At 73.5% G+C, this 24388-nt stretch carries 19 protein-coding genes and 2 pseudogenes; 8 read left to right on the top strand and 13 right to left on the bottom strand.

Annotation, left to right across the window (positions count from 1 at the left end; translation table 11 throughout):
* Nucleotides 1-28 precede the first annotated feature (28 nt).
* On the bottom strand, nucleotides 29-937 hold the full coding sequence (locus BS83_RS18660) for a sirohydrochlorin chelatase (protein WP_051943296.1): 909 nt from the start codon (nucleotides 935-937) through the stop codon (nucleotides 29-31).
* Nucleotides 934-2079, bottom strand: a complete 1146-nt coding sequence (locus BS83_RS18655; RefSeq protein ID WP_037604879.1) for a uroporphyrinogen-III synthase — start codon at nucleotides 2077-2079, stop codon at nucleotides 934-936. Before BS83_RS18655 ends, BS83_RS18660 begins: the two co-directional genes overlap by 4 nt.
* A 191-nt stretch (nucleotides 2080-2270) precedes the next feature.
* Here BS83_RS18655 and BS83_RS18650 point away from each other — a divergent pair, with 191 nt between their 5' ends.
* The 5 genes from BS83_RS18650 to BS83_RS18630 all read left to right on the top strand — a co-directional run bounded on the left by BS83_RS18650 (nucleotide 2271) and on the right by BS83_RS18630 (nucleotide 10276).
* Nucleotides 2271-4505, top strand: a complete 2235-nt coding sequence (locus tag BS83_RS18650) for a molybdopterin oxidoreductase family protein (RefSeq protein ID WP_084713663.1) — start codon at nucleotides 2271-2273, stop codon at nucleotides 4503-4505.
* Nucleotides 4502-5743 carry an NAD(P)/FAD-dependent oxidoreductase gene (locus BS83_RS18645; protein WP_037604878.1) on the top strand — a complete coding sequence of 414 codons (1242 nt, stop codon included), beginning with the start codon at nucleotides 4502-4504 and terminating at the stop codon, nucleotides 5741-5743. Before BS83_RS18650 ends, BS83_RS18645 begins: the two co-directional genes overlap by 4 nt.
* Nucleotides 5743-8373 (top strand): nitrite reductase large subunit NirB, encoded by a 2631-nt coding sequence (gene nirB / locus BS83_RS18640; protein WP_051943294.1) that lies wholly within the window; start codon nucleotides 5743-5745, stop codon nucleotides 8371-8373. Before BS83_RS18645 ends, nirB begins: the two co-directional genes overlap by 1 nt.
* Nucleotides 8370-8798 (top strand): nitrite reductase small subunit NirD, encoded by a 429-nt coding sequence (gene nirD, locus BS83_RS18635; RefSeq protein WP_063774192.1) that lies wholly within the window; start codon nucleotides 8370-8372, stop codon nucleotides 8796-8798. Before nirB ends, nirD begins: the two co-directional genes overlap by 4 nt.
* An 89-nt stretch (nucleotides 8799-8887) precedes the next feature.
* Entirely contained in the window at nucleotides 8888-10276 is a 1389-nt protein-coding gene (locus tag BS83_RS18630; protein ID WP_037604877.1) for a nitrate/nitrite transporter, read from the top strand.
* 149 nt (nucleotides 10277-10425) lie between these two features.
* On the opposite strand, the gene BS83_RS18625 is transcribed toward BS83_RS18630, so the two are convergent.
* A complete protein-coding gene (locus BS83_RS18625) occupies nucleotides 10426-11325 on the bottom strand; it encodes a TIGR01777 family oxidoreductase (protein WP_037604875.1) in 900 nt (299 codons plus the stop codon).
* A 48-nt stretch (nucleotides 11326-11373) separates the two neighbouring features.
* Between BS83_RS18625 and BS83_RS18620 the strand changes: the two genes are divergently transcribed.
* The gene (locus tag BS83_RS18620) at nucleotides 11374-11895 is read left to right on the top strand and encodes a GNAT family N-acetyltransferase (RefSeq protein ID WP_037604874.1); all 522 of its coding nucleotides are present in this window, start codon (nucleotides 11374-11376) and stop codon (nucleotides 11893-11895) included.
* Nucleotides 11896-11943: 48 nt separating this feature from the next.
* Here BS83_RS18620 and BS83_RS18615 read toward each other — a convergent pair whose 3' ends face one another.
* From BS83_RS18615 to BS83_RS18585, 7 genes and pseudogenes are all read right to left on the bottom strand, one after another.
* Complete coding sequence (locus BS83_RS18615; protein WP_037609341.1) at nucleotides 11944-12456, bottom strand: DUF4240 domain-containing protein; 513 nt, start codon at nucleotides 12454-12456, stop codon at nucleotides 11944-11946.
* 115 nt (nucleotides 12457-12571) lie between these two features.
* Nucleotides 12572-14333 (bottom strand): annotated as a pseudogene (sucB, locus tag BS83_RS18610) (2-oxoglutarate dehydrogenase, E2 component, dihydrolipoamide succinyltransferase).
* A 55-nt stretch (nucleotides 14334-14388) separates the two neighbouring features.
* A complete protein-coding gene (gene lpdA, locus BS83_RS18605) occupies nucleotides 14389-15777 on the bottom strand; it encodes a dihydrolipoyl dehydrogenase (protein WP_037604873.1) in 1389 nt (462 codons plus the stop codon).
* A 378-nt stretch (nucleotides 15778-16155) separates the two neighbouring features.
* Entirely contained in the window at nucleotides 16156-17664 is a 1509-nt protein-coding gene (locus BS83_RS18600; protein ID WP_037604871.1) for a leucyl aminopeptidase, read from the bottom strand.
* 178 nt (nucleotides 17665-17842) lie between these two features.
* Entirely contained in the window at nucleotides 17843-18652 is an 810-nt protein-coding gene (locus BS83_RS18595) for an adenosylcobinamide-GDP ribazoletransferase (RefSeq protein WP_332262340.1), read from the bottom strand.
* Nucleotides 18653-18657: 5 nt separating this feature from the next.
* Nucleotides 18658-19782 carry a nicotinate-nucleotide--dimethylbenzimidazole phosphoribosyltransferase gene (gene cobT / locus BS83_RS18590; RefSeq protein WP_037604868.1) on the bottom strand — a complete coding sequence of 375 codons (1125 nt, stop codon included), beginning with the start codon at nucleotides 19780-19782 and terminating at the stop codon, nucleotides 18658-18660.
* A 16-nt stretch (nucleotides 19783-19798) separates the two neighbouring features.
* A pseudogene (locus BS83_RS18585) lies at nucleotides 19799-20335 on the bottom strand (bifunctional adenosylcobinamide kinase/adenosylcobinamide-phosphate guanylyltransferase); the annotation flags it as partial.
* Nucleotides 20336-20518: 183 nt separating this feature from the next.
* Between BS83_RS18585 and BS83_RS18580 the strand changes: the two are divergent.
* Nucleotides 20519-20728 carry a hypothetical protein gene (locus BS83_RS18580; protein WP_037604866.1) on the top strand — a complete coding sequence of 70 codons (210 nt, stop codon included), beginning with the start codon at nucleotides 20519-20521 and terminating at the stop codon, nucleotides 20726-20728.
* A gap of 66 nt (nucleotides 20729-20794) precedes the next feature.
* Here BS83_RS18580 and BS83_RS18575 read toward each other — a convergent pair whose 3' ends face one another.
* The 3 genes from BS83_RS18575 to BS83_RS18565 form a co-directional block, all read right to left on the bottom strand.
* Nucleotides 20795-21802, bottom strand: a complete 1008-nt coding sequence (locus BS83_RS18575) for an aldo/keto reductase family protein (protein ID WP_037604865.1) — start codon at nucleotides 21800-21802, stop codon at nucleotides 20795-20797.
* Between the two features lie 30 nt (nucleotides 21803-21832).
* Nucleotides 21833-22675, bottom strand: a complete 843-nt coding sequence (locus tag BS83_RS18570; RefSeq protein ID WP_084713659.1) for a methyltransferase domain-containing protein — start codon at nucleotides 22673-22675, stop codon at nucleotides 21833-21835.
* Between the two features lie 74 nt (nucleotides 22676-22749).
* Entirely contained in the window at nucleotides 22750-23361 is a 612-nt protein-coding gene (locus BS83_RS18565) for a DUF3043 domain-containing protein (RefSeq protein WP_063774191.1), read from the bottom strand.
* 255 nt (nucleotides 23362-23616) lie between these two features.
* On the opposite strand from BS83_RS18565, the gene BS83_RS18560 reads away from it, so the two are divergent.
* Complete coding sequence (locus tag BS83_RS18560; RefSeq protein ID WP_037604864.1) at nucleotides 23617-24381, top strand: PspA/IM30 family protein; 765 nt, start codon at nucleotides 23617-23619, stop codon at nucleotides 24379-24381.
* Nucleotides 24382-24388: the final 7 nt, after the last annotated feature.

Below are 24388 nucleotides of genomic sequence, written 5' to 3'. Positions count from 1 at the left end.
CAAGGTTTGGGCCATCTTTGGCAGAGCGTCAGGTTTCGCTCACGCTGAGTGGCGAAACGGGGCGACCGTGCGCCCCCCAGTACCCCGGCGTGAGCATGCGCCCCGAGTGTGCCCCCGTACGCCCTGCCGCCGTCCCGTGAGCCGTGGCGTGAGCCGTGTCCGGCCCTGCGCCCATGACCGCCTGGTCATAGCGGAGAGTGACGAGACGGGCGAGCGCGTCGTGTGGGCCGAGCGGGGCGGAGGTGAGACACGCGCCCGCCTCGGCGCCGGTGCGGGCGGCGAGCCGGGCGAAGTGGCCGGGGCTCAACAGGTACTCGGCGACGGCGACCCGCGCGTGTCCGGCCGCGCGCAGCGAGGCGACGGCCTCGGCGGGGGTGGGACCGGCGGCGCACAGGTAGGCGGGCACGACCTCCACGGCGTCGCGCGGGCGCGATCCCGAGGGCGGGGAGCCCTCCGGTCGGGAGTCCAGCAGTCGGGAGCTCCCCAGTCGGGAGCGCAGCAGCGCGGCCATCGCCGCGGCGTCGGCGTTGGCCGCCGGGTCGGTGGATCCGGCGGCGGCCAGCACGACCGGGCCGTCGCCGGGGCGCCGGCCGGCCTCGGCGAGCCGTTCGGCGAGCGCGTCGGCCAGCAGCGGGTCCGGGCCCAGCGCGCCGGCGACGCGGGCGCGCAGCCAGGGCGCGGCGGCCAGGGCCTCGGGGATGTCGACCCGGACGTGGTAGCCCGCGCCGAGCAGCAGCGGCACCAGGACCACCTCGCCGCGCAGCGTGGCCAGGGCGTCGGGCAGCGAGGGGGAGGCGATGTCGAGGAAGCAGCGTTCGACGCGCAGCCAGGGGCGCAGCGCGCGCACCCGGGCGACCAGCGCCTCCGTCGTCGCGATGCCTTCGGCGTCCCTGGTGCCGTGGGCGACCGCCAGCAGGGTCGGTGCGGTTCGGGTCACGCCGCCGCCAGCCGGTAGCCGCGCTTGGGGACGGTGCGGACCAGATCGCTGTGCGGGCCGAGGGACTGGCGCAGCCTGGCGATCGCCGCCTCGACGGCGTGCTCGTCGGCGTCCGAGTCGGCCCAGGCGCGGCGGAGCAGTTCGGCGCGGCTGAGCACCCAGCCGGGTCTCTCCGCCAGCGCGCGCAGCAGGGTGGCGCCCTTGGGGGAGAGCCAGTAGCTCTCCTCGTCGACCAGCAGCGCGCTGCCCTGCAGCACCAGTTCACGGCCTCCCACCCGCAGTACCTGGCGGCTGCGGGAGGGGAGCGCCTCGGTCAGCGTGCGCACCAGCGCGCCGAGGCGACCGCGGTCCGGCCAGATCACCGGCAGGCCCGCCTCGACCAGCGGGCGGGCGCAGACCGGGCCGACGCAGACCGGCAGCACGTCGGAGCGCATGGCCTCGAGCACCTGCTCGTACAGCCCGTCGGCGGCGGCCGTCTCCAGGAAGGCGGTGATCGCGGGGGCGCTGGTGAACGTCAGCGCGTGGACCTCGCGGCGCACGGTCTGCTCGACCAGCCGGCGCACCAGCCCGGGGTCCTCCGGCGGCGCCCAGCGGTAGACCGGGACCGGGATCACCTCCGCGCCGCGCTCGCGCAGGGCGGCGGTGAAGGCGGTCAGCGGCAGCCCGTGCTCCTGCACCGCGACACGGCGTCCGGCGAGGGGCTGGGCCAGCATCCACACCAGCAGTTCGTCCGTCGCCTCGGTGTCGGGCGACCAGGTCTCGTCCAGGCCGCTGGCCCGCACCGCGCCGGTCGCCTTGGGGCCCCGGGTCAGCACCACCGCGTCCCGGCAGGCGGCGGACAGCTCCGCGCCGCGCCCCCAGCCGTCGGCCGCGCTCATCCAGCCGCGCCAGCCGACGCCGGTCGTCGCGACCACGTAGTCCAGCGGCGCGGTCAGGCACAGCTCGGTGGCCCGGCGCAGCGCTATGTCGTCCTCCAGCGGCAGGATCCGCAGCGAGGGCGCCTCGACGACGCGGGCTCCGCGCCGGGTCAGCAGCGCGACGAGCTCGTCGCGACGTCGCGCGGCGGTCACGCCGACGGTGAAGCCGGTCAGTGGCGCGTGCGGTGCGACGGAGTCGGCGGAGGAGGTTGCAGCAGTGCCCATGGACGCAGACTCATGCCACCGCGTTTCCTCGAGGTTGCCTGCCCATCACACTCGCGTTAGCGAAACGCCGTGTTGTGTTACGGCGCATGTCCGCGGACCCACCCCGTCCGACCTGCGGTGTGAGGGAGGCGTACCGCGCGCGCAACACGGGGGACAAGGCTGTGTAACGCCCACCGGTCAAGGTCGACGACATGACGACGACCACCGACACCCACTGCCCGTACTGCTCGCTGCAGTGCGGCATGCGGCTGGCCGGCGCCACGGCGGGCTCCGCCGCGGGCGCGGCGGCCGTTCCGGTGGCCGCGCCGTCCGTCGAGGTGCTGGAGCGGCCGGAGTTCCCGGTGAACCGCGGCGCGCTCTGCGGCAAGGGGCAGAACGCCGCCGCGCTGCTCTCCCCGGCCACCCGGCTCACCGCGCCGCTGGTGCGCGACCGCCGGGAGGGCCGACGCGGCGAACTGCGGGCCGCGAGCTGGGAGGAGGCGCTGGAGCGGGTGGCCGACGGGTTGGCCGCGATCCGGGCCGAGCACGGGGCGGATGCCGTCGGCGTCTTCGGCGGTGGCGGGCTGACCAACGAGAAGGCCTACCAGCTCGGCAAGTTCGCCAGGGTCGCGCTCGGCACCGCCAACATCGACTACAACGGCCGCTTCTGCATGTCCTCGGCCGCCGCCGCGAACAGGATCGCCTTCGGGATCGACCGCGGGCTGCCCTTCCCGCTGGAGGACATCCCGCGCACCGACTGCCTGATCCTGGTCGGCGGCAACCCGGCCGAGACCATGCCGCCCGCGCTGCGCTACTTCCGTGAACTGCGCGAGAACGGCGGCACGCTGATCGTCGTCGACCCGCGCCGCACCCGCACCGCCGAGCAGGCGGACCTGCACCTGCAGCCCCTCCCCGGCAGCGACCTCGCGCTCGCGCTCGGCCTGCTGCACCTGATCGTCGCCGACGGCATGGTCGACGTCGACTTCGTCGCCGAGCGCACCACCGGCTTCGAGGACGCGCGGGCCGCCGCGATGGCCCACTGGCCGGAGCGGGTGGAGCGGCTGACCGGCGTCCCCGCGGCACAACTGCGGCAGGCGGCCCAGCTGTTCGGCCGGGCCAGGACCGGCATGGTGCTGACCGCGCGCGGACCCGAGCAGCAGAGCAAGGGCACCGACACCGTCGGGGCCTGGATCAACCTCTGTCTGGCGTCGGGCAAGGCCGGCCGCCCGTACTCCGGCTACGGCTGCCTGACCGGGCAGGGCAACGGCCAGGGCGGGCGTGAGCACGGCCAGAAGGCCGACCAACTCCCCGGCTACCGCTCGATCGAGGACCCGGCGGCCAGGGCCCACGTGGCCGGGGTCTGGGGCGTGGACCCGGACGCGCTGCCCCGCTCGGGGCGTTCGGCCTACGAGCTGCTGGACAGCCTCGGCCGGCCGGGACCCGACGGGGTGCGCGCCCTGCTGCTCATGGGTTCGAACCCGGTGGTGTCCGCTCCGCGCGCGGCCCACATCGCCGCGCGGCTCGCCTCGCTGGACCTGCTGGTCGTCAGCGACCTGGTGCTCTCGGAGACCGCCCAGCTGGCGGACGTGGTGCTGCCGAGCGCGCAGTGGGCCGAGGAGACCGGCACGATGACCAACCTGGAGGGCAGGGTGATCCTGCGTCAGCGGGCCGTCGACGCCCCGACCGGCGTGCGCGGTGACCTCTGGCTGCTGCGCGAGCTGGCCGAACGGCTCGGGGTCAAGCACGGAACCGGGGCGAAGCCGCGCTTCGACGACGACCCGGAGACGGTCTTCGAGGAACTGCGCCGCGCCTCCGCCGGGGGACAGGCGGACTACGCGGGTATCAGCTACGACCGGATCCGTGCCGAGGACGGGGTCTTCTGGCCCTGCCCGGCCGAGGACCACCCGGGCACCCCGCGCCTCTTCCTGGACGCCTTCGCCACGCCCGACGGCCGGGCCCGCTTCGCCCCGGTGACCCACCGCCCGGCGGCGGAGGAGCCGGACGCGGACTACCCCCTCTACCTGACCACCGGCCGGGTTCTCGCGCAGTACCAGAGCGGCGCGCAGACCCGTCGGGTGGGCGCCCTCAACGCGGCGGCCCCGGGCCCCTTCGTCGAGCTGCACCCGCTGCTCGCGCGGCGGCTCAAGGTCGCCGAGGGCGACGCGCTCGTGGTCACCTCCCGCCGCGGCCGGGCCGTGGCGCCCGCCAGGCTCACCGACACGATCCGCCAGGACACCGTCTTCATGCCCTTCCACTGGGGCGGCGCGGGCCGGGCCAACACGCTCACCAACCCGGCGCTGGACCCGACCTCGAAGATGCCGGAGTTCAAGGTCTGCGCGGTACGGGTGGAGGCGGCAGGCCGGACGGAGACAGCCGAGCGCGGCACACAACCACAGCAGGTCGGGGCGAGCGCAGCGGGCGGGACCGCGGGCCGGGGGAAGGCATGAACAGGAACAGACGTCATATCGCGGTGGTCGGCGCGGGCATGGCCGCCGCCCGCTTCGCCGAGCGCTACCGCGCCCTCGGCGGGACGGCGCGGGTCACCCTCTACGGCGCCGAGTCCCGCGCCCCCTACAACCGGGTCCTGCTCGCGGACGTGCTCACCGGACGCTACGACGCCGAGGCCATCGCGCTGCCGGTCGGCGACGCGGAGCTGCGGCCCGGCAGCGAGGTGGTCGGCCTCGACCTCGGCGCCCGCACCCTGACCCTGGCCGACGGCGGCAGCGAGGCCTGGGACGAGCTGGTCCTGGCCACCGGCGCCAACCCGGTGCTGCCGCCGATCCGTGGCCTGCGCACCGCCGACGGCGGTGGGCTGCGCGAAGGGGTGCACGCGCTGCGGACCCTCGCCGACTGCGCCCGCCTGGCGGAGGACGCCACGCAGGCGAAGCGCGCCGTGGTCGTCGGCGGCGGCGTGCTGGGCGTCAGCGTCGCCCGCGCGCTGGCCGCGATCGGTCTCGGCGTCGAGATCGTCCACCAGGGGCCGCACCTGATCGAGCGCCAGCTGGACGCGCAGGCGTCGGAGGCGCTCCGTGGCGGGCTGCGCTCGCTCGGCGTGGAGGTCTACCTCGGCAACCGGGCCCGCGCGCTCACCTCGGCGGGCGCCGTCGAACTGGCCAACGGCTACCGGCTGGACACCGACCTGACCGTCCTGGCCTGCGGCGTCAGGCCGCGCACCGCACTCGCGCACGCCGCCGGGCTGAGCGTGGACGTGGGGATCGTCGTCGACGACACCCTCGCCGCCTCCGCCCCCGGGGTGTACGCCCTCGGCGACTGCACCCAGCACCGCGGCACGGTCCACGGACTGTCAGGACCGGCCTGGGAGCAGGCCGACGTGCTCGCCGCCCGGCTCTCCGGAGCCGAACCCGACGCCCGCTACACCGGCTCCCGCCCGCTGGCCAGGCTCAGCGCCGGCCCGCTGGAGTACGCGGCCTTCGGCGAGGTGGACGAGGCGGACGAGCTCGCGCACGGCGACGACCCCGACGGGGAACTGCACGTGCTGCGGCTCACCGACGCCACGCGCGGCAGCTACAAGAAGCTCGTCATGCGCGGCGACCGGCTGGTCGGCGCGATCCTCCTCGGCGACCTGGCCACCGTCGGCGACCTCACCCGCGCCTACGAGCGCGACGACCCGCTGCCCGACAGCAGCCCTCCCCTGCACCTGCTGACCTCTTATGGAGCCTCCTGATGACGGACTCTCAGCCGAACTCCCACCTGGCCGGCCGCGCGGGCCGGCTCAAGGAACTCGTCCTCGTCGGTCACGGCATGGTCGGCCAGCGTTTCCTGGAGGCCGTGGTCGAGCAGCCCGGCGCGGCGGACTGGCGGATCACGGTGCTCGCCGAGGAGCCCCGCCCCGCCTACGACCGGGTCCACCTGACCTCGTGGTTCTCCGGCACCAGTGCCGAGGAGCTGTCGCTGACCCCGTCGGGCTTCCTCGCCGAGCACGGCATCGACCTGCGCCTCGGCGACGCCGTCGCCGTCGTGGACCGCGCCGCCCAGACGCTGACCACTGTCTCCGGCAGCGTGCTGCACTACGACGCGCTGGTGCTGGCCACCGGCTCCTACCCGTTCGTGCCGCCGGTCCCCGGCCACGACGCGGCGGGCTGCCACGTCTACCGCACCATCGAGGACCTGGAGACCATCAGGGACGAGGCCGCGGCGGACAACGCCAGGATCGGCGTCGTGGTCGGCGGCGGCCTCCTCGGACTGGAGGCGGCGGGCGCGCTGACCGCGCTCGGCCTGGAGACCCACGTCGTCGAGTTCGCCCCGCGGCTGATGGCGATCCAGGTCGACGACGGCGGCGGCCGGCTGCTCAAGCGCAAGATCGAGGAGCTGGGCGTCAGCGTCCACACCGGCGCGGGCACCCAGGCCATCCTCACCGGTCCCGACGGCCGGGTGCGGGCCATGGGCCTGTCCGACGGCCGGGAGCTCCCCGCCGACCTGGTCGTCTTCTCGGCGGGCGTGCGGCCCAGGGACCAGCTGGCCAGGGAGTGCGGGCTGCCGGTCGGCGAGCGCGGCGGCATCGTCGTCGACGAGCGCTGCCGTACCCGCGACCCGCACGTCTACGCCATCGGCGAGTGCGCGCTGGCCGCCGACGGCAAGGTCTACGGCCTGGTCGCGCCCGGCTACGCGATGGCCGAGACGGCCGCCCGCTCGCTGGCGGGCGGTCCCCGTGACGCGGACGCCGACGGCTTCACCGGCGCCGACACCTCGACCAAGCTCAAGCTGCTGGGCGTCGACGTCGCCAGCTTCGGCGACGCGCACGGCGCGACCGAGGGCTCGCTGGACGTGCTCTACAGCGACAGCCGCTCCGGCATCTACAAGAAGCTGGTCATCGGCCGCGACGGGCAGCTGCTGGGCGGCGTGCTGGTCGGCGACACCGAGTCCTACGGTCTGCTGCGTCCGCTCGCCATCGGCGGCAAGCCGCTGCAGACCGCTCCCGAGCAGCTGGTGCTGCCGGCCGGCCTCGCCCCCGCCACCGGGCAGATCGCGCTGCCCGACGAGGCGGTGATCTGCTCCTGCCACAACGTCACCAAGGGCGAGATCCGCGACGCGGTGCACGAGCAGGGCTGCACCACCGTCCCCGAGGTCAAGAAGTGCACCAAGGCCGGGACCGGCTGCGGCAGCTGCGTGAAGATGCTCGGCACGATCGTCGCGGAGGAGCTGGAGGCCAGCGGCGTCACCGTCGACAAGAGCCTGTGCGAGCACTTCGCGCACACCCGCGCGGAGCTCTACGAGATCGTCAGGGTCACCGGGATCGCCAACTTCAGCGACCTGGTGGACGCCCACGGCACCGGCGAGGGCTGCGACGTCTGCAAGCCCGTGGTCGCCTCGATCCTGGCCAGCCTGGACAACGGTCACATCCTGGACGGCGAGCAGGGCGCGCTGCAGGACACCAACGACCACTTCCTGGCGAACCTCCAGCGCAACGGCTCCTACTCCGTCGTCCCGCGGATCCCCGGCGGCGAGATCACCCCGGAGGGGCTGATCACCATCGGCGAGATCGCCCGCGACTTCGGCCTCTACACGAAGATCACCGGCGGCCAGCGGATCGACCTCTTCGGCGCCAGCGTCGACCAGCTCCCGCCGATCTGGCGCCGCCTGGTCGACGCGGGCTTCGAGTCCGGGCACGCCTACGGCAAGTCGCTGCGCACGGTGAAGTCCTGCGTCGGCGAGACCTGGTGCCGCTACGGGGTGCAGGACTCGGTCGGCCTGGCCATCGAACTGGAGCTGCGCTACCGGGGGCTGCGCTCCCCGCACAAGCTCAAGTCGGCGGTCTCCGGCTGCGCCCGCGAGTGCGCCGAGGCGCAGGGCAAGGACTTCGGCATCATCGCCACCTCGTCCGGCTGGAACCTCTACATCGGCGGCAACGGCGGCATGACGCCCCGCCACGCCGACCTGCTGGCGGCCGACCTGGACCGGGAGACGCTGATCCGGACCATCGACCGGTTCCTGATGTTCTACATCCGCACCGCCGACAGGCTGGAGCGCACCTCGGTCTGGCTCGACCGGATCGAGGGCGGCCTGGACCACGTCCGCGCCGTGGTGCTGGACGACTCGCTGGGCATCTGCGCCGACCTCGACGCCATGATGGCCCGCCACATCACCGCCTACGAGGACGAGTGGGCCGCCGTGCTGGCCGACCCCGAGCGGCTGCTCCGCTTCGCCTCCTTCGTCAACGCCCCCGGCACGCCGGACCCGGCGGTGACCTTCGTCCCGGAGCGCGGCCAGATCCGCCCCGCCCGCCCCGAGGAGGACGGGCGGATCCTCTCCCCGGCGCTGGTCGCCGGCCCCCGACTGGAGGTGCGTACGGCATGAGCGGCTACGACAACGACGGTGCGGTCCACGGCACCGTGGAGATCCTCGACGGCACGGAGTGGACCCAGGTCTGCGACTTCGAGCAGTTGGTCCCCGGCCGCGGAGTGGCCGCGCTGAGCGCGGGCGGCGAGCAGGTCGCGGTCTTCCGCGACCGCGCGGGCACGCTGTACGCGGTGGACAACCGCGACCCGTTCAGCGGCGCGTACGTCCTCTCCCGCGGCATTCTCGGCAGCCGGGGCGACGCGCCGACGGTGGCCTCGCCGATGTACAAGCAGGTCTTCGACCTGCGCGACGGCCGCTGTTTGGACGAGGAGACCGCGCCCGACGGCACGCCCGCGGTGCTGCGGGTCTGGCAGGTCCGACGGGTCGGCAGGGGCGTGAACGCCTCCTCACAACTGGTCGGCGCGGGCGTGCGCGAGCCGTAGCACGGCGGAGCGGCGGGGAGGCGATGGCCGAAACCCGCCGCTCCTAGCGTCGTCCGCACCAACCCCAACTCTCCTGACAGGTGGAGCCGATGAGCACTGTCGTCGGAAGCGAAGACACGACTGCCGAGCCCGGCGCGGCGGTCGCCGCGGGCCGGGTCCGCGCCATCACGGACTGGCGTCCCGAGGACGAGGCGTTCTGGGCCGAGGCGGGCGCCAGAGTCGCCCGCAGGAACCTGGTCTTTTCGGTCCTCTCCGAGCACATCGGCTTCTCGGTGTGGAGCCTCTGGTCGGTGCTGGTGCTCTTCCTCGGCCCGAAGTACCACATCGACCCGGCCGGCAAGTTCACCCTGACCGCCCTGCCGACCGCGCTCGGCGCGCTGCTGCGGCTGCCCTACACCTTCGCGGTCGCCCGGTTCGGCGGCCGCAACTGGACCGTCTTCAGCGCCCTGCTGCTGCTCGTCCCGACGGTCCTGGCCGGCGTGGTGCTGCGGCCCGGCGTCTCGTACGGCACGTTGCTGGCGGTGGCCTGCGTGGCCGGCGTCGGCGGCGGCAACTTCGCCTCGTCGATGGCGAACATCAACGCCTTCTACCCGCAGCGGCTCAAGGGCTGGGCCCTGGGGATCAACGCGGGCGGGGGGAACATCGGGGTTCCGGTGGTCCAGCTGGTCGGCCTGCTGGTGCTGGCCACTGCGGGCGCGGCACACCCGCGACTGGTCCCGCTGGTGTACCTGCCGCTGATCGTGCTGGCGGCGCTCGGCGCGGCGCTGCGGATGGACAACCTGGCCTCGCTGAAGAACGACCGCCGGGCGCTGCGGGAGGTGCTGCGCGAGCCGCACAGCTGGGTGATGTCCCTGCTCTACATCGGCACCTTCGGCTCGTTCATCGGCTTCGGCTTCGCCTTCGGCCAGGTCCTCCAGGTGCAGTTCCACGCGGAGTTCGACACCCCGGTCAAGGCCGCGTACCTGACCTTCCTCGGCCCGCTGCTGGGGTCGCTGGTACGACCGGTCGGCGGCAGGATGGCGGACCGCTGGGGCGGCGCGAAGGTCACGCTGGCCACGTTCGCGCTGATGGCGGCGGGCGCGGGGCTGGTGCTTGCGGCTTCGCAGGCCAAGTCGCTGCCGTTGTTCCTGACGGGCTTCGTGGCGCTGTTCGTGCTGAGCGGCATCGGCAACGGCTCGACGTACAAGATGATCCCCGCGATCTTCCAGGCGAGGGCGCGGGACGCGGTGGCGGCCGGCGCGGACCCGGCGACGGCCGAGCAGGACTCCCGCAGGCTCGCCTCCGCGTTGATCGGCCTGGCGGGCGCGATCGGGGCGTTCGGCGGGGTGCTGGTGAACATGGCCTTCCGGCAGTCGTTCCTGACCAGCAAGAACGGCGACGCGGCGTATGTGGCCTTCCTGGCGGCCTACGTGGTCTGCTTCGCGGTGACGTGGGCGGTGTACCTCCGGCCTTCGGCCGGCAAGCTCCGCGGCATCTAGGCAGAACGGCCAGTTGCACCACCCGGGGGCGCGGGGCTCTGCGCGAGCAACTGCGTGCGCGACAAGCCACTGATGTGCGGATGGTCCTCAACGCGCAGGGCCATCCGCACGGGGTGGGCCCCTGAGGTCGCTGCAACTGGCTGCACTGCCTACAGCGCCGACTGGATCGCCTGGTCGATCGTCGTGTGGGCGAAGCGGAAGCCGGAGTCGAGGAGGCGGGTGGGGACACAGCGGTGGCTGCCGACGACCTCGACGGCCATCTCGCCCAGCGCCAGCTTCAGCGCGAACTCCGGGACGGCCAGCACCGCGGGGCGCCGCAGCACGCGGCCCATCGCGGCGGTGATCTCCGCGTTCGTCACGGGGACCGGCGCGGTCAGGTTGAACGCGCCGGAGAGGCCCGCCGTGTCGATCAGGTGCCGCAGCGCGGCGACCTCGTCGCGCAGCGAGATGAAGCTCCAGTACTGCTCGCCGGAGCCCAGACGCCCGCCGAGGCCCAGTTTGAACAGCGGGAAGAGCCGGTCGAACGCGCCGCCGTCGGCGCCGACCACCAGGCCGGTCCGGGAGTGGGCGACCCGGATGCCCGCGTCCGAGGCCGGGGCCGTCGCGGCCTCCCACTCGACGCAGACCCGGGCCAGGTAGTCGCCGCCGGCCGGGGCCGACTCGTCGACGACCGCGTCGCCGGTCTGGCCGTAGTAGCCGACGGCCGAGGCCGAGACCAGGACCCGCGGGGGCTTGGGGAGCCCGGCCAGGGCGTCCGCGAGGGTCGCCGTGCCGAGGACCCGGCTGTCGTGGATGCGACGCTTCTGGCGGGCCGTCCAGCGGTGCGAGGCGATGCCCTCGCCGGCCAGGTGGACCGCGGCGTCGACACCCTCCAGGCCCTTGCGGTCGATCGCCCGCAGCGGCGGGTTCCAGCGGATCTCCACACTCCCGTCGGCGCGCTCCTGCGGCTCCCGCCGGACCACCCGGACCACCTCGTGCCCGTCGTCCAGCAGCGAGCGGACCAGTGCGGAGCCGATGAGCCCGGTCGAGCCGGTGACCGCGATGCGCATGACGCCATTGAATCAGGCGGGCACGTAGGGAACGCGTAGGCTCCCGCCATGGAACACGGAGAATCCCAGCCGCTCATTCGTCCGGCCGTCGCGGGCGACGGCCACGCCGTCTACGTGCTCGACCACCGCTGCTGGTCCACCGTCTCCGACGTCAGTGAGAAGCCCGACCCGCCGACCGCGGAGAGCACCGCCTTCGCGGACGAGCGGCACCAGCCCGAGCACATGCTCGTCGCCGAGCGCACGGGACCGGCCGGGCCGGAGATCGTCGGGTGGGTCCGCCTGGTCCAGCCGATCCCGCTGCCGAGCAACGCGCACATCCGCACCATCATGGGCCTCGGCGTCGCGCCGGAGCTGCGCGGTCACGGCCTCGGGCGTCGCCTCGTCGACGCCGCGCTCGACCGCGCCAGGGAGCAGGGCGCGCACCGGGTGACCCTGCGGGTGCTCGGCGGCAACACCGTGGCCAGGGCGCTCTACGAGAAGGCGGGCTTCACCGTCACCGGGGTCCAGCCGGACGAGTTCTTCGTCGCCGGCGAGTACCGGGACGACGTGCTGATGGGCATCGCGCTGTAACAGCTGTCACCGCTGCGAACGGGGAGCGGGTGGCGGCGCGGCGGACTCTCAGCCGCCGTAGCGGTCCCACAGCTGGGGGAAGCGCTGCTCCATCACGCGTGGGTCGTCGAAGTCGAACTCGGTCCCCAGCGGGTCGTTCGTCCTTCGGCCGAGGTCGGGCACGTGCAGCCCGGTGAGCTGCTCGTAGGCGCGGTCGCCCGCGTACCCCAGCTCCTCGGCGTCGCCGTCCTCCTCGTCGTCGAACTCGGGGACGAGCACCGAGAGGTCGTCGGGGTCGGCCAGAGCGCCCTCGAAGACCTCCCTGCCCTGGCCGATCAGCCACGCGCAGAAGTACTCGAAGGCGTCCTCGCCGGCCCCGCCGAGGAGCAGGTCGGCGGCGCCCCACACGTCGGTCCGCCAGGCCCGGGTCATCCGGGCCTCGAACAGGCGCGAGAAGTCGAGCACCTCGTCGGGCGTCCGCTCGACGAGGCGTTCGACGAGCAGATCGGCGTGTTCGACCGGGTCGCCCTGGGACTCGTCCCGGGTCTCGTCGATCAGCAGCCAGAAGTCCGTCTCGTCCATCACGCCCTCCAGCATCGCCGTCCGGCGGCCCTGACGCACGCGAAACGCCGTGGGCCCCGCTCCCGAAGGGGAGCGGGGCCCACGGCGTCACCGACCGCGGCGCGGCCGGGCGGGACTACAGCCCGAGGTCGCCCTCGAACGCGCCTTCCTCCAGACGGGCCTTCAGCGTGCCCAGGAAGCGGGCCGCGTCCGCGCCGTCCACGATCCGGTGGTCGTAGGAGAGGGCCAGGTAGACCATGTCGCGCACGGCGATGGTCGTGCCCAGTTCCGGGCTCTCGATGACGACCGGACGCTTGACCGTCGCGCCGATGCCGAGGATGGCGACCGTCGGCGGCGTGAAGATCGGGGTGTCGAACAGCGCGCCGCGCGAGCCCGTGTTGGTGATGGTGAAGGTGCCGCCGGACAGCTCGTCCGGGGTGACCTTGCTGTCACGGGTGCGGGCGGCCAGGTCGGCGGTCTTCTTGGCGATGCCGGCGATGTTCAGGTCGCCCGCCTCGTGGATGACCGGGACCATCAGGCCGCGCTCGGTGTCCACCGCGATGCCGATGTTCTCGACGGCGTGGTAGGTGATGGTGCCCTCGTCGTCGTTGATCGACGCGTTGATCACCGGGTGGGCCTTGAGCGCCTCGGCCGCGGCCTTCACGAAGAAGGGCATCGGCGAGAGCTTGACGCCCTCACGGGCGGCGAAGCCGTTCTTGGCCTGCGCGCGCAGCCGCATGATGTTGGTGACGTCGACCTCGACGACCGTGGTCAGCTGGGCCGCGGTGTGCAGCGCCTTGACCATGTTGTCGGCGATGACCTTGCGCATGCGGGTCATCTTGACCGTCTGACCACGCAGCGGGGAGGCCGCGGCGATGGTCGTCGGCGCCTTCGGGGCGCCGGTCGCGGCCCCACCGACGGACGCGGCCGGGGCGGCAGCGGCGGCGCGGGCGGCCTCGGCGGCGGCCAGGACGTCCTGCTTGCGGATGCGACCGCCGACGCCGGTGCCCTTGACGGAACCGAGGTCGATGCCGTTCTCCGAGGCCAGCTTGCGGACCAGCGGCGTCACGTAGGCGTCGGACGCCTCCGCGGCGGCCGGAGCGGCGGCGACGGGGGCGGCGGCGACCGGGGCGGCCGGGGCCACCGGAGCGGGCGCGACCGGAGCCGGGGCGGCGACCGGGCCGGAGCGGCCACCGGGGCGACCGGAGCGGGCGCGACCGGGGCAGCGGGAGCCGGGGCGGCGGCCGGAGCCGGGGCGGCCGGGGCCGGAGCGGCGGCGGGGCGGCACCGGGAGCGCCGATGACGGCGAGCTTCGCGCCGACCTCGGCGGTCTCGTCCTCGCCGACGAGGATCTCCAGCAGGACACCGCCGACCGGGGCCGGGATCTCGGTGTCGACCTTGTCGGTGGAGACCTCGAGCAGCGGCTCGTCGACCTCGATGGTCTCGCCGACGGCCTTGAGCCAGCGGGTGACGGTGCCCTCGGTGACCGACTCGCCCAGCGCGGGCAGGGTCACCGGGGTGCCGGCGGCACCGCCGGCGGGGGCTGCGGCCGGGGCGGCGTCGGCGACGGGGGCCGGCGCGGCGGCGACCGGGGCGGGAGCCTCGACCGGGGCCGGGGCGGCAGCGGCGGCGGGCGCGGCGGCCGGGACCGGCGCGCCGGAGCCGTCGTCGATGATGGCCAGCTCGGCGCCGACCTCGACCGTCTCGTCCTCGCCGACCTTGATCGAGGCGAGGATGCCGGACGCGGGGGCCGGGATCTCGGTGTCGACCTTGTCGGTGGAGACCTCGAGCAGCGGCTCGTCGACCTCGACGCGCTCGCCCTCGGCCTTGAGCCAACGGGTGACGGTGCCCTCGGTCACGCTCTCGCCGAGTGCGGGCAGTGTTACTGAGACCGCCATGGTTTCAGTTGCTCCTTGTGGTGCGTACGGATGGTTGGCGTGCGACGAGGGGAGGTCAGTCGTGATTGTGCAACGGCTTGCCCGCCAGCGCGAGGTGGGCCTCGCCCAGCGCCTCGCTCTGGGTCGGGTGCGCGTGGATCAGCTGGGCCACCTCGGCGGGCAGGGCCTCCCAGTTGTAGATCAGCTGGGCCTCGCCGACCTGCTCGCCCATGCGCTCGCCGACCATGTGCACGCCGACGACCGCTCCGTCCTTGACCTGGACCAGCTTGATCTCGCCGGCGGTCTTGAGGATCTTGCTCTTGCCGTTGCCGGCCAGGTTGAACTTGGCGGTGACGACCTTGTCGTCCCCGTAGATCTCCTTGGCCTTGGCCTCGGTGATGCCCACGGAGGCGACCTCGGGGTTGCAGTAGGTCACGCGCGGGACGCCGTCGTAGTCGATCGGCACGGTCTTCAGACCGGCCAGGCGCTCGGCGACCAGGATGCCCTCGGCGAAGCCGACGTGGGCCAGCTGCAGGGTCGGGATCAGGTCGCCCACGGCGGAGATGGTCGGCACGTTGGTGCGGCAGTACTCGTCGACCAGGACGTAGCCGCGGTCCATCGCGACGCCGGCCTCCTCGTAGCCGAGACCCTGCGAGACCGGGCCGCGGCCGACGGCGACGAGCATGAGCTCGGCCTCGACGGTCTTGCCGTTCTCCAGGGTGGCGCGGACGCCGTTCTCGGTGTACTCGACGCCCGCGAAGCGCGCGCCCAGCTCGAACTTGATGCCGCGCTTGCGGAAGGCGCGCTCCAGCAGCTTGGAGGAGTTCTCGTCCTCCAGCGGGGCCAGGTGCGGCAGCGCCTCGATGATGGTGACCTGGGCGCCGAAGGACTTCCAGACCGACGCGAACTCGACGCCGATGACGCCGCCGCCGAGCACGATCGCGGACTGCGGGACGCGGTCCAGGGTGAGCGCGTGGTCCGAGGAGATGATGCGGTTGCCGTCGATGGCCAGGCCCGGCAGGGACTTCGGCACGGAGCCGGTGGCCAGCAGGATGTGGCGGCCGGTGTAGCGCTGCCCGTTCACGTCCACGGAGGTCGCGGAGGACAGGCGTCCCTCGCCCTCGACGTAGGTGATCTTGCGGCTGGCCACCAGGCCCTGCAGGCCCTTGTACAGGCCGGAGATGACGCCGTCCTTGTACGCGTGGACCGCGTTGATGTCGATGCCCTCGAAGGTGGCCTTCACGCCGAAGCCGGCGGCCTCGCGGGTCTGGTCGGCGACCTCGCCGGCGTGCAGCAGCGCCTTGGTCGGGATGCAGCCCTGGTGCAGGCAGGTGCCACCGAGCTTGTTCTTCTCGATCAGCGCGACCTGGAGGCCCAGCTGGGCCGCCCGCAGCGCCGCGGCGTATCCGCCGCTTCCGCCTCCGAGAATGACTACGTCGAAAACGGTGCTGGCGTCGTTCGCCACGTCACGTCCTCCATGCAAAGCGTGCGGGGGGTGCGGATGCTCCCGGTCGATCGCCGGCCGGGTGTGGTGCTCCCTTGTGAGGAGACCCGTCGTGCCGGAGATACATCCTCGCACTTGTTGCCTGGTGGTGATGGACCGGGCCAGGGTGTGGACAGCGCGAAACGGGTGCGGAGAGCCGGGCGGCTCGCTCGGAAATGTCTGTTTCCGCAGGTCGAGAGCCGAATTCCAGTGGCAGCAAGGGCCCCAGGTCACCGGGGTCCGCGGCCGGGGAAAAGACGGACCTCCGACTCTGTTCGCTGATGGCGAACGAAGCCGGAGGTCGGGTCACGGGTTACCCGTGCGTAGCGGTCGGAGCCGCCTCGGCGACGGGTGGAGCCGTCAGAGTTTGCCGTCGGCCGCGTGCTCGGCCAGGGCGACCAGGGTGCGCACGGCCGTGGCGGTGCCGCCCTTGGGGGTGTAGCCGAACGGGGCCGCCTCGTTGAACGCCGGACCGGCGATGTCCAGGTGCGCCCAGGTGATGCCGTCGGCGACGAACTCCTTGAGGAACAGGCCGGCGACCAGGCCGCCGCCCATCCGCTCGCCCATGTTCGCGATGTCGGCCACGGTGGAGTCCATGCCGCCGCGCAGGTGCGCGGGCAGCGGCATCGGCCAGGCCGGCTCGCCGGCGGACTCGGCCAGGGTGTGCACGGTCTCGCGGAAGGCGTCGTCGTTGGCCATCACGCCGAAGGTGCGGCTGCCCAGCGCCATCATCATGGCGCCGGTCAGGGTCGCCACGTCGACGATGGCGTCCGGCTTCTCCTCGCCGGCGCGGACGATCGCGTCGGCCAGCACCAGGCGGCCCTCGGCGTCGGTGTTGAGCACCTCGACGGTCTTGCCGCCGTACATCCGCAGCACGTCGCCGGGGCGGGTGGCGGAGCCGGAGGGCATGTTCTCGGCCAGCGCCAGCCAGCCGGTGACGTTGACCTGGAGGCCCAGGCGCGCGGCGGCGATGACGGAGGCGAAGACGGCGCCGGCGCCGGCCATGTCGCACTTCATCGTCTCGTTGTGGCCGGCCGGCTTGAGCGAGATGCCGCCCGAGTCGTAGGTGATGCCCTTGCCGACGAAGGCGAGCGAGCCCTTGGCCTTCGGGTGGGTGTAGGCGATCTTCACCAGGCGCGGCGCGCGGGCCGAGCCGCCGCCGACGCCGAGGATGCCGCCGAAGCCGCCCTTGGTCAGCGCCTTCTCGTCGAGGACCTCGATCTTGAGGCCGTGCTCCTTGGCCGCCGCGGTGGCGATCTCGGCGAAGGACTTGGGGAAGAGGTCGTTCGGCGGCTGGTTGACCAGGTCGCGGGCCCGGTTCATCTCCTCGGCCAGCACGGTGGCGCGCTCGACGGCGGCCTTGGCCGCCTTGTCGCCGCGCTTGCCGCCGACGAGGACGACCTCGGTGAGGGGGGTCTTGGCCTCGGCCTTGGCGGCGTCGCTGCGGCAGGCGGTGAAGGTGTACGCGCCGAGCAGCGCGCCCAGGGCGACGGCCTCGACGGCGTCGGCCTCGGTGGCGGGCAGCGCGAGGGCGGCCTTCTTGCTGCCGTGCAGGGTGCGCGCGGCGACACCGGCGGCCTTGCGCAGCGCCTCGGCGGCGTAGCCGCCCTCGGCCGCCTCGCCCAGGCCGACGGCCAGCACCAGCGGGGCCTTCAGCGTGGCGGCGGCCGGCACCTTGACGGCCTCGCCCTCGGCGCCGGTGGCGCCGAGGGTGGCGAGGACCTCGGCGAGCTTGCCGTCGAACGCCTCATCGACCGCCTCCGAGCCCGGAGCCAGTACCAGGCCCTTCGGGCCCTTGGCCACGGCCACGACGACGGCGTCCGCGCGCAGCGCGGCGGCCGTGGAGGTGCTCAAAGACACTGCAGTCACGGATTGCGTCCTGTTCTGTCGACTCGTAGTGGTTCGCATGTCCGGGTGCGGGGGCGCACTTCTGCCGTGGGCGCGCGTCGGCGCGTCGCGGCGGGACAGGAACCGGCTCCTGGCATGGTAGTCCGCATAATGGGCCCTCGTGCCGCCTCGGACGCCGAAATCTTGAGACAGCACCCCGCTACGGGGTGGCAGCAGCGAAAAGCGTCCAGACCAGCAACGCGGCCGTTGCCGAGGACTCCACCATCGCACCCAGGACATCTCCGGTCATTCCGCCGAAACGACGCACGCAGTGCGTCAGGAGGAGTGACGCCAGGGCGATCGCGACCACGGCGGCGACCAGGGTGCCGAGTGCGAGCGGAAGCCGGTTGCCCCCGGAGTCGGCGAGGCCGTAGGCGCCGAGCGCGAGCACCGTCACCGTCGTCAGCGCGATCAGGGCCACGTGCCGGCCGCGGACGGTCCCGGCGACCATGGCGCCGAGTCCGTCCTCACGTGCGGAGGGCACACCGTCCCGGCAGCCGAGCAGCAGCGTGGTGCGGGAGACGGCCCCGGCGAGCAGGAGGGCGAACGCGCCCTTCTCCAGCCCCAGGTCGAAGCAGCGGGCGACGGCGGCGATCTGCGCGAACAGCGTGAGCAGCAGGACCAGGACCCCGAAGGGGCCGATGTCCGAGGCCTTCATGATCTTGAGTGCGGCGGCGGGCGGGCGGCTGCTGCCCAGCCCGTCGGCCACGTCGGCCAGTCCGTCCAGATGCAGCCCCCGGGTCAGCCCGGCCAGGGCGGCGATCCCGGCCACGGCCGCCAGCAGCGACCCGCCGTCCGCCCACGCCAGGGCCGCGGCGACGCCCGCGGCGAGCGCGCCGAGCACCACCCCCACCACCGGCGCGATCGCCATCGCCCGCCCGGCGGTCGGCCGGTCCCAGCGGCTCACCCGCACCGGCAGCACCGACAGGGTCCCGAAAGCGAACCTCAGCGCCTCGAACAGTCCCAGCAACGCCGTCAGCCCTCGGCGCCGTCAGCCGAGGAGGGCTCCGTCGCGGCGGCGGATATGTGCTCGTCGGGCTTCGGCTCCTCCTCCGCCGGGGCCGGCAGCGGGAGTTCGGCGAGAAGCGCCGCCGCGGCCCGGAGCAGGGGGAGGGACATCAGTGCGCCCGCGCCCCCGCCCGCCGAGACGCGCTGGTTCTGCAGCGGGGTGACGCTCATCCGCTCGTAGGCCTTGGCCTGGGCCGGTTCGCCGGTGACCTGGCCCGCGCGCCACCACTCGGGGGCGCGGAAGGCGATCCGCTGGGCGACCAGCGCGCAGGCGGTCGAGACGACGCCGTCCAGCAGCACCGGCATGCGGCGCAGCGCGCACTGCAGCAGGAACCCGGACATGGCCGCGAAGTCCGCGCCGCCGACCGCGGCGAGCAGGTCGATCTGGTCGGCCAGCACCGGACGGGCCCGGCGCAGCGCGTCCCTGACCGCGGCGCACTTCACCATCCAGAGGCGGTCGTCGATGCCGGAGCCGCGGCCGGTGACCGCCGCCGCGTCGGTGCCGCACAGCACGCCGATCAGCACCGAGGCCACGGTCGTCGAACCGACGCCGAGATCGCCGAGGACCACCAGGTCGGTGCCGGAGTCCGCCTCCTCGTCGGCGAGGGCGATGCCGACGGCGAAGGCGCGCTCCGCCTCCTCGCGGGTCAGCGCGTTCTCGACGTCGATCCGCCCGGAGCCGCGCCGGATCCGATGGCGCGTCACCTCGGCGGGGAAGGCGGACTCGTCGGCGTCCACACCCATGTCCACCACGCGCACCTGCGCGCCGAACTGACGGGCCAGCACGCTGACCGGCGCGGTGCCGTCCAGCACGGACGCGACCCGGCGCGCGGTCGTGCCCGGCGGGAGGACGGAGACGCCGAGCGAGGCGATGCCGTGGTCGGCGGCGAAGACCAGCACCTTCGCCCGCTCGATGGGCCTGGTCGGCACCTGCGCCTGGACGGCGGCGAGCCATCCGGCCAGGTCCTGGAGCTCGCCGAGGGCGTCGCGCGGGAGGTCGAGCGCGGCGAAGCGCTCCTCCGCGGCGAGGCGGTACTCGTCGTCGGGCCGCGCCACCTGCGCGGAGAACTCGTCGAGGTCGAAGGTGCTCACGCGCCGAACGTTACCGTCACTGATCGCCCAATCGCAGCGCGCGACCGGCGACGACCAGCCTCACGTCCTCGCAGACTCCGGCGACCGCGGCGTTGAGCCGGCCGAGTTCGTCGCGGAAGCGGCGGCCGGAGGCGGTGGCGGGGACGATCCCGCTGCCGACCTCGTTGCTGACCGAGACCACCCGCCGCGGCGTCCGCCGCAGCGCGGTGACCAGCAGGCCGGTGCGCTCGCGCAGCCGCGCCTCGCCGCCGCCGTACCAGGCCTCGTCCTCCCACGCGCCGACGCGGTCCATCGCGTCGGTCAGCCACAGCGCCAGGCAGTCGACCAGGACCGGGCCGCCCGGCTCGGCCAGCAGCGGAGCCAGCTCGCAGGTCTCCAGCGTGCGCCAGCGTCCCGGCCTGCGGGCGCGGTGCAGCTCGATCCGCTCGGCCCACTCGGCGTCGCCCTCACGTCGGCCCGCGGTGGCCACGTAGGTGACGTCGTCGGCGTCGGCGAGCAGCCGTTCGGCGAGGGAGGACTTGCCCGAGCGGGCTCCGCCGAGCAGCAGGGTGCGGTGCGTCGCGGCGGCCGGCCGACGGGGGGTGAGCTCCAGGCCGAAGCGCCTGGAGCCGTCGGGTGTCCGCTCGCTGAAGATCCGCATCCGGCCATTGTGCCGTGGCCGCGCCCGGGTACGCGGCGCGGGGATTGTGGGTACTGTCCTACCCGAGAAGAGCGCAGCTGCGGAGAGGAGTCCGGCATGGTGTGGACGTGGCGGTTCGAGAAGGCCGACGGGTCGGCCGTGCCCGCGCCCAGTGGGACGGAGGAGTTCCCCACCCAGGGCGACGCGGAGACCTGGATCGGTGAGATCTGGAAGGACCTCCTCGCCGACGGTGTGGACCAGGTGGTCCTCCTGGAGGACGGTCAGAAGATCTACGGACCGATGTCCCTCCACCCCACCGAGCAGTGAGCCGACATGAGCCCGCCCCCCGACCGGAGAGGTCGGGGGGCGGGCTCGTCCGTGTCCGCGGTGCGGTTACTGCACGCGGCCCTTGGGGGAGTTCTCGGCCGTCTTCGCCGGGTCGAACTCGGCGACCGGGGCCAGGATCTCGTCCATCCGCTTGAGCAGCTCCGAGTCGAGCTTCACGCCCGCGGCCTTGACGTTCTCGGCGACCTGCTCGGGGCGGGAGGCCCCCACGATCGCGGCCGAGACGTTCGGGTTCTGCAGCACCCAGGCCACCGCCAGCTGAGCGAGGGTCAGCCCCGCGTCCGCCGCGAGCGGCTTGAGCTGCTGCACGCGCTCCAGCACGTCGTCCCGCAGCCAGCGGGAGATCATGTTGGCGCCGCCCTTGTCGTCCGTGGCCCGCGAACCGGCCGGAGGCTCGGCGCCGGGCAGGTACTTGCCCGTCAGCACGCCCTGGGCGATCGGGGACCAGACGATCTGGCCGATCCCGAGCTCCTCACAGGTCGGCACGACCTCGCCCTCGATGACCCGCCACAGCGCGGAGTACTGCGGCTGCGAGGAGACCAGCGGGATCCGCAGCTCCCTCGCCAGCGCGTGCGCGGCGCGGATCTGGTCGGCGGTCCACTCGGAGACGCCGATGTAGTGGGCCTTGCCCGCGTGGACGATGTCGGCGAAGGCGACCATCGTCTCCTCCAGCGGCGTCGCCGTGTCGAAGCGGTGGGCCTGGTAGAGGTCGACGTAGTCGGTCTGCAGACGGCGCAGCGAGCCGTCGATCGACTCCATGACGTGCTTGCGGCTCAGGCCGGTGTCGTTCTTGCCGGGGCCGGTCGGCCAGTAGACCTTGGTGAAGATCTCCAGGCCCTCGCGGCGCTGCCCCTTGAGCGCGCGGCCCAGCACGGACTCGGCGCGGGTGGCGGCGTAGACGTCCGCGGTGTCGAAGGTGGTGATCCCCGCGTCGAGTGCGGCGTGGACGCAGGCGGTGGCCGCGTCCTCCTCGACCTGGGAGCCGTGGGTGAGCCAGTTGCCGTAGGCGATCTCGCTGATGACGAGGCCGCTACGGCCCAAGTGACGAAACTCCATGGGCCCGACCCTACGCCCCCCGGAGAGGCCCTAGAGCCGGCGCGCGCCCACGAGGTGGAGCAGGGCGGCGACCCGGCGGTAGGGGTCGGTGCGGCCCGCGCGGTCCTCCGCGTCCAGCAGTTGGGCGAGCTCGGGCTCGGGCGGCACCGGGGCGTCGTCGGGGGCCTGGTCGGTGAAGACCCGAACCCCGAACCAGGCGGTGACCGGCACGTCCAGCTCGGAGAAGGTGCGGGTGAGTTCGGCGCGGCGGTCGGCGCGGGTGGGCAGGCCCAGGCGGTTGGTGTAGGCGTCGCCGCCGAAGGCGGCCAGCGCGCCCTGCCAGTCCCCGGCCAGGCCGGGCCTGAGCGCGAGCGCGTCGCCGTTGCGGACCAGCACCGAGAGCAGGCCGCCGGGAGCCAGTATCCGGGCCAGCGCGGCCAGCAGCGGCTCCGGCTGGGGCAGGTACATCAGCACGCCGTGGCAGAGCACCACGTCGAAGCTGGCCGGACCGAACCAGCGACCGCAGTCGCCGCCCTCGCCGTGCAGCAGCTGCACCCGGGCCTGGACCGCGGGGGCCTCCAGCGCGAGCGCCTGCTGCGCCGCGGCCAGCGTGCCGGGGTCCGGGTCGAGTCCGGTGACCTGGTGCCCGGCCCTGGCCAGGCGCAGCAGCTGGGTGCCCTGGCCGCAGCCCGCGTCCAGGACGCGCAGCCGGGCGTCGGGGCCGAACCGCCCGGTCAGCTGCTCGCCGAGCTGGCGGGCGACCAGTTCCTGGCGCACGACGTTGCGCAGGCCGCCGAGCTTGGCGAGCCAGGCGCGGGAGCCGGGGGCGAAGCCGACCGGGCCCGTGGGCAGGCCCGTGCCGGGGTCGTACCCACGCTGGACCGGCAGCACCATCGTCGACTCGTCCGCCCCCGGACGTGGTTCCAGGGGCGAGTACGAGTAGCCGGGGTAGCCGGGGAAGCTCTCGGTCAGGGCTTCTGCCCCCGCGCGACGGCGGGCTTCGGCAGGCGCAGGCGGCGCATCTGCATCATGCGCATCAGCGCGTAGGCGACGGCGCCCTTGGTGTTCTGGCCGGCGAAGCGCTGGGCCAGCTGCTTGCGCAGCCCGAACACCAGCCAGGCCGCCTGCAGCACGATCAGGACCATGGAGACCGGCCACAGGATGATCGAGGTCAGGATCAGCACCGGGATCTTGGTGATGCTGAGGACCAGGATGATCAGCAGGATCGGCAGGAAGAACTCGAAGACCGTCCAGCGCGAGTCGATGTAGTCGCGGACGAAGGCGCGCACCGGGCCCCGGTCGCGCGGCGGCAGGTCGCGCGGGTCGCCCTGGCCGCGCAGCGCCATCATCTGGCGCTCGCGGTCCGTCCGGCCCGAGTCGCGGGCCTTGCGCGCGGCGGCCTTGCGGTCCGGCGGCACGTAGGCGCGGCCGCGGCGGTTGGCCTCGGCCTCGCTGCGCTTGGGCGTGGGGCGGCCCTTCTTCGCCTCGGCGGTGGGCACGTCGACCGCGGCCTCGTCGTCGCGGCTCTTGTCGAGCGTCACGGCGTCGGCGGGGGCATCCTGGGAGCTTCGTCGGAACACACCGCAAGAGTACGTGGTCAGCCGGTGTATTCCCCAGCCCCTCGGGTAGAGGATCTCTCCGGGACGGACTCCGACCGGCGGCGTAGGGCCGGGGGTCGGCCAATCAGCCCCACGGATGAGGCCACAGGGGTCACGGCTGTAGCACTCTTGTTGCAGCGCGGGACGCTGCGGTGAAGGCCGCCGGACCCGTAGGCTTGGTACGAGAAACCGGCAGGTCGGAGAAGGGGGCGCGCGAAGCCCATGAGCGACGGAATCATGAAGCGGATGGGAATGATCTTCCGCGCCAAGGCCAACAAGGCCTTGGATCGTGCGGAGGATCCGCGCGAGACGCTGGACTACTCGTACCAGAAGCAGCTCGAACTGCTGCAGAAGGTGCGTCGCGGGGTCGCCGACGTGGCGACCAGCCGCAAGCGTCTTGAGCTGCAGCTTCAGCAGCTGCAGCAGCAGTCCTCGAAGCTGGAGGAGCAGGGCCGCAAGGCGCTCTCCCTCGGCCGCGAGGACCTGGCCCGGGAGGCGCTGACCCGCCGCTCCGGCATCCAGAACCAGGTGCAGGACCTGGAGGTCCAGTACCAGCAGCTGCAGGGCGAGGAGGAGAAGCTCACGCTCGCCTCCCAGCGGCTGCAGGCCAAGGTGGACGCCTTCCGTACCAAGAAGGAGACCATCAAGGCCCAGTACAGCGCCGCCCAGGCGCAGACCCAGATCGCGGAGTCCTTCTCGGGCATCTCCGAGGAGATGGGCGACGTCGGCCTGGCCATCCAGCGGGCCGAGGACAAGACCGCGCAGTTGCAGGCGCGCGCGGGCGCGATCGACGAGCTGCTGGCCAGCGGCGCGCTCGACGACCCGAGCGGCATGCGCAAGGACGACATCACGGCCGAGCTGGACCGCATGTCCGCGGGCTCGGACGTCGAGCTCGAGCTCGCCCGGATGAAGGCCGAGCTGACGGGTGGCTCCTCGGCGACCCCCGCGATCGAGCAGGGTCAGCAGGGTGCTCCGCACGACCAGCCTCACCTGGACAAGTAGGGAGACC

The organism is Streptacidiphilus rugosus AM-16 (assembly GCF_000744655.1).
GTDB lineage: Bacteria > Actinomycetota > Actinomycetes > Streptomycetales > Streptomycetaceae > Streptacidiphilus > Streptacidiphilus rugosus.
This window is presented reverse-complemented; position numbering and strand designations above follow the sequence as displayed.

Coding starts and splice junctions, on each gene's coding strand:
- nirB (WP_051943294.1), top strand. CDS start 5,743: ATGACGGACTCTCAGCCGAACTCCCACCTGGCCGGCCGCGCGGGCCGG.
- BS83_RS18630 (WP_037604877.1), top strand. CDS start 8,888: ATGAGCACTGTCGTCGGAAGCGAAGACACGACTGCCGAGCCCGGCGCG.
- BS83_RS18625 (WP_037604875.1), bottom strand. CDS start 11,325: ATGCGCATCGCGGTCACCGGCTCGACCGGGCTCATCGGCTCCGCACTG.
- BS83_RS18655 (WP_037604879.1), bottom strand. CDS start 2,079: ATGGGCACTGCTGCAACCTCCTCCGCCGACTCCGTCGCACCGCACGCG.
- BS83_RS18645 (WP_037604878.1), top strand. CDS start 4,502: ATGAACAGGAACAGACGTCATATCGCGGTGGTCGGCGCGGGCATGGCC.
- BS83_RS18580 (WP_037604866.1), top strand. CDS start 20,519: ATGGTGTGGACGTGGCGGTTCGAGAAGGCCGACGGGTCGGCCGTGCCC.
- BS83_RS18560 (WP_037604864.1), top strand. CDS start 23,617: ATGAAGCGGATGGGAATGATCTTCCGCGCCAAGGCCAACAAGGCCTTG.
- BS83_RS18570 (WP_084713659.1), bottom strand. CDS start 22,675: ATGGTGCTGCCGGTCCAGCGTGGGTACGACCCCGGCACGGGCCTGCCC.
- BS83_RS18650 (WP_084713663.1), top strand. CDS start 2,271: ATGACGACGACCACCGACACCCACTGCCCGTACTGCTCGCTGCAGTGC.
- nirD (WP_063774192.1), top strand. CDS start 8,370: ATGAGCGGCTACGACAACGACGGTGCGGTCCACGGCACCGTGGAGATC.
- BS83_RS18615 (WP_037609341.1), bottom strand. CDS start 12,456: ATGGACGAGACGGACTTCTGGCTGCTGATCGACGAGACCCGGGACGAG.
- BS83_RS18575 (WP_037604865.1), bottom strand. CDS start 21,802: ATGGAGTTTCGTCACTTGGGCCGTAGCGGCCTCGTCATCAGCGAGATC.
- BS83_RS18620 (WP_037604874.1), top strand. CDS start 11,374: ATGGAACACGGAGAATCCCAGCCGCTCATTCGTCCGGCCGTCGCGGGC.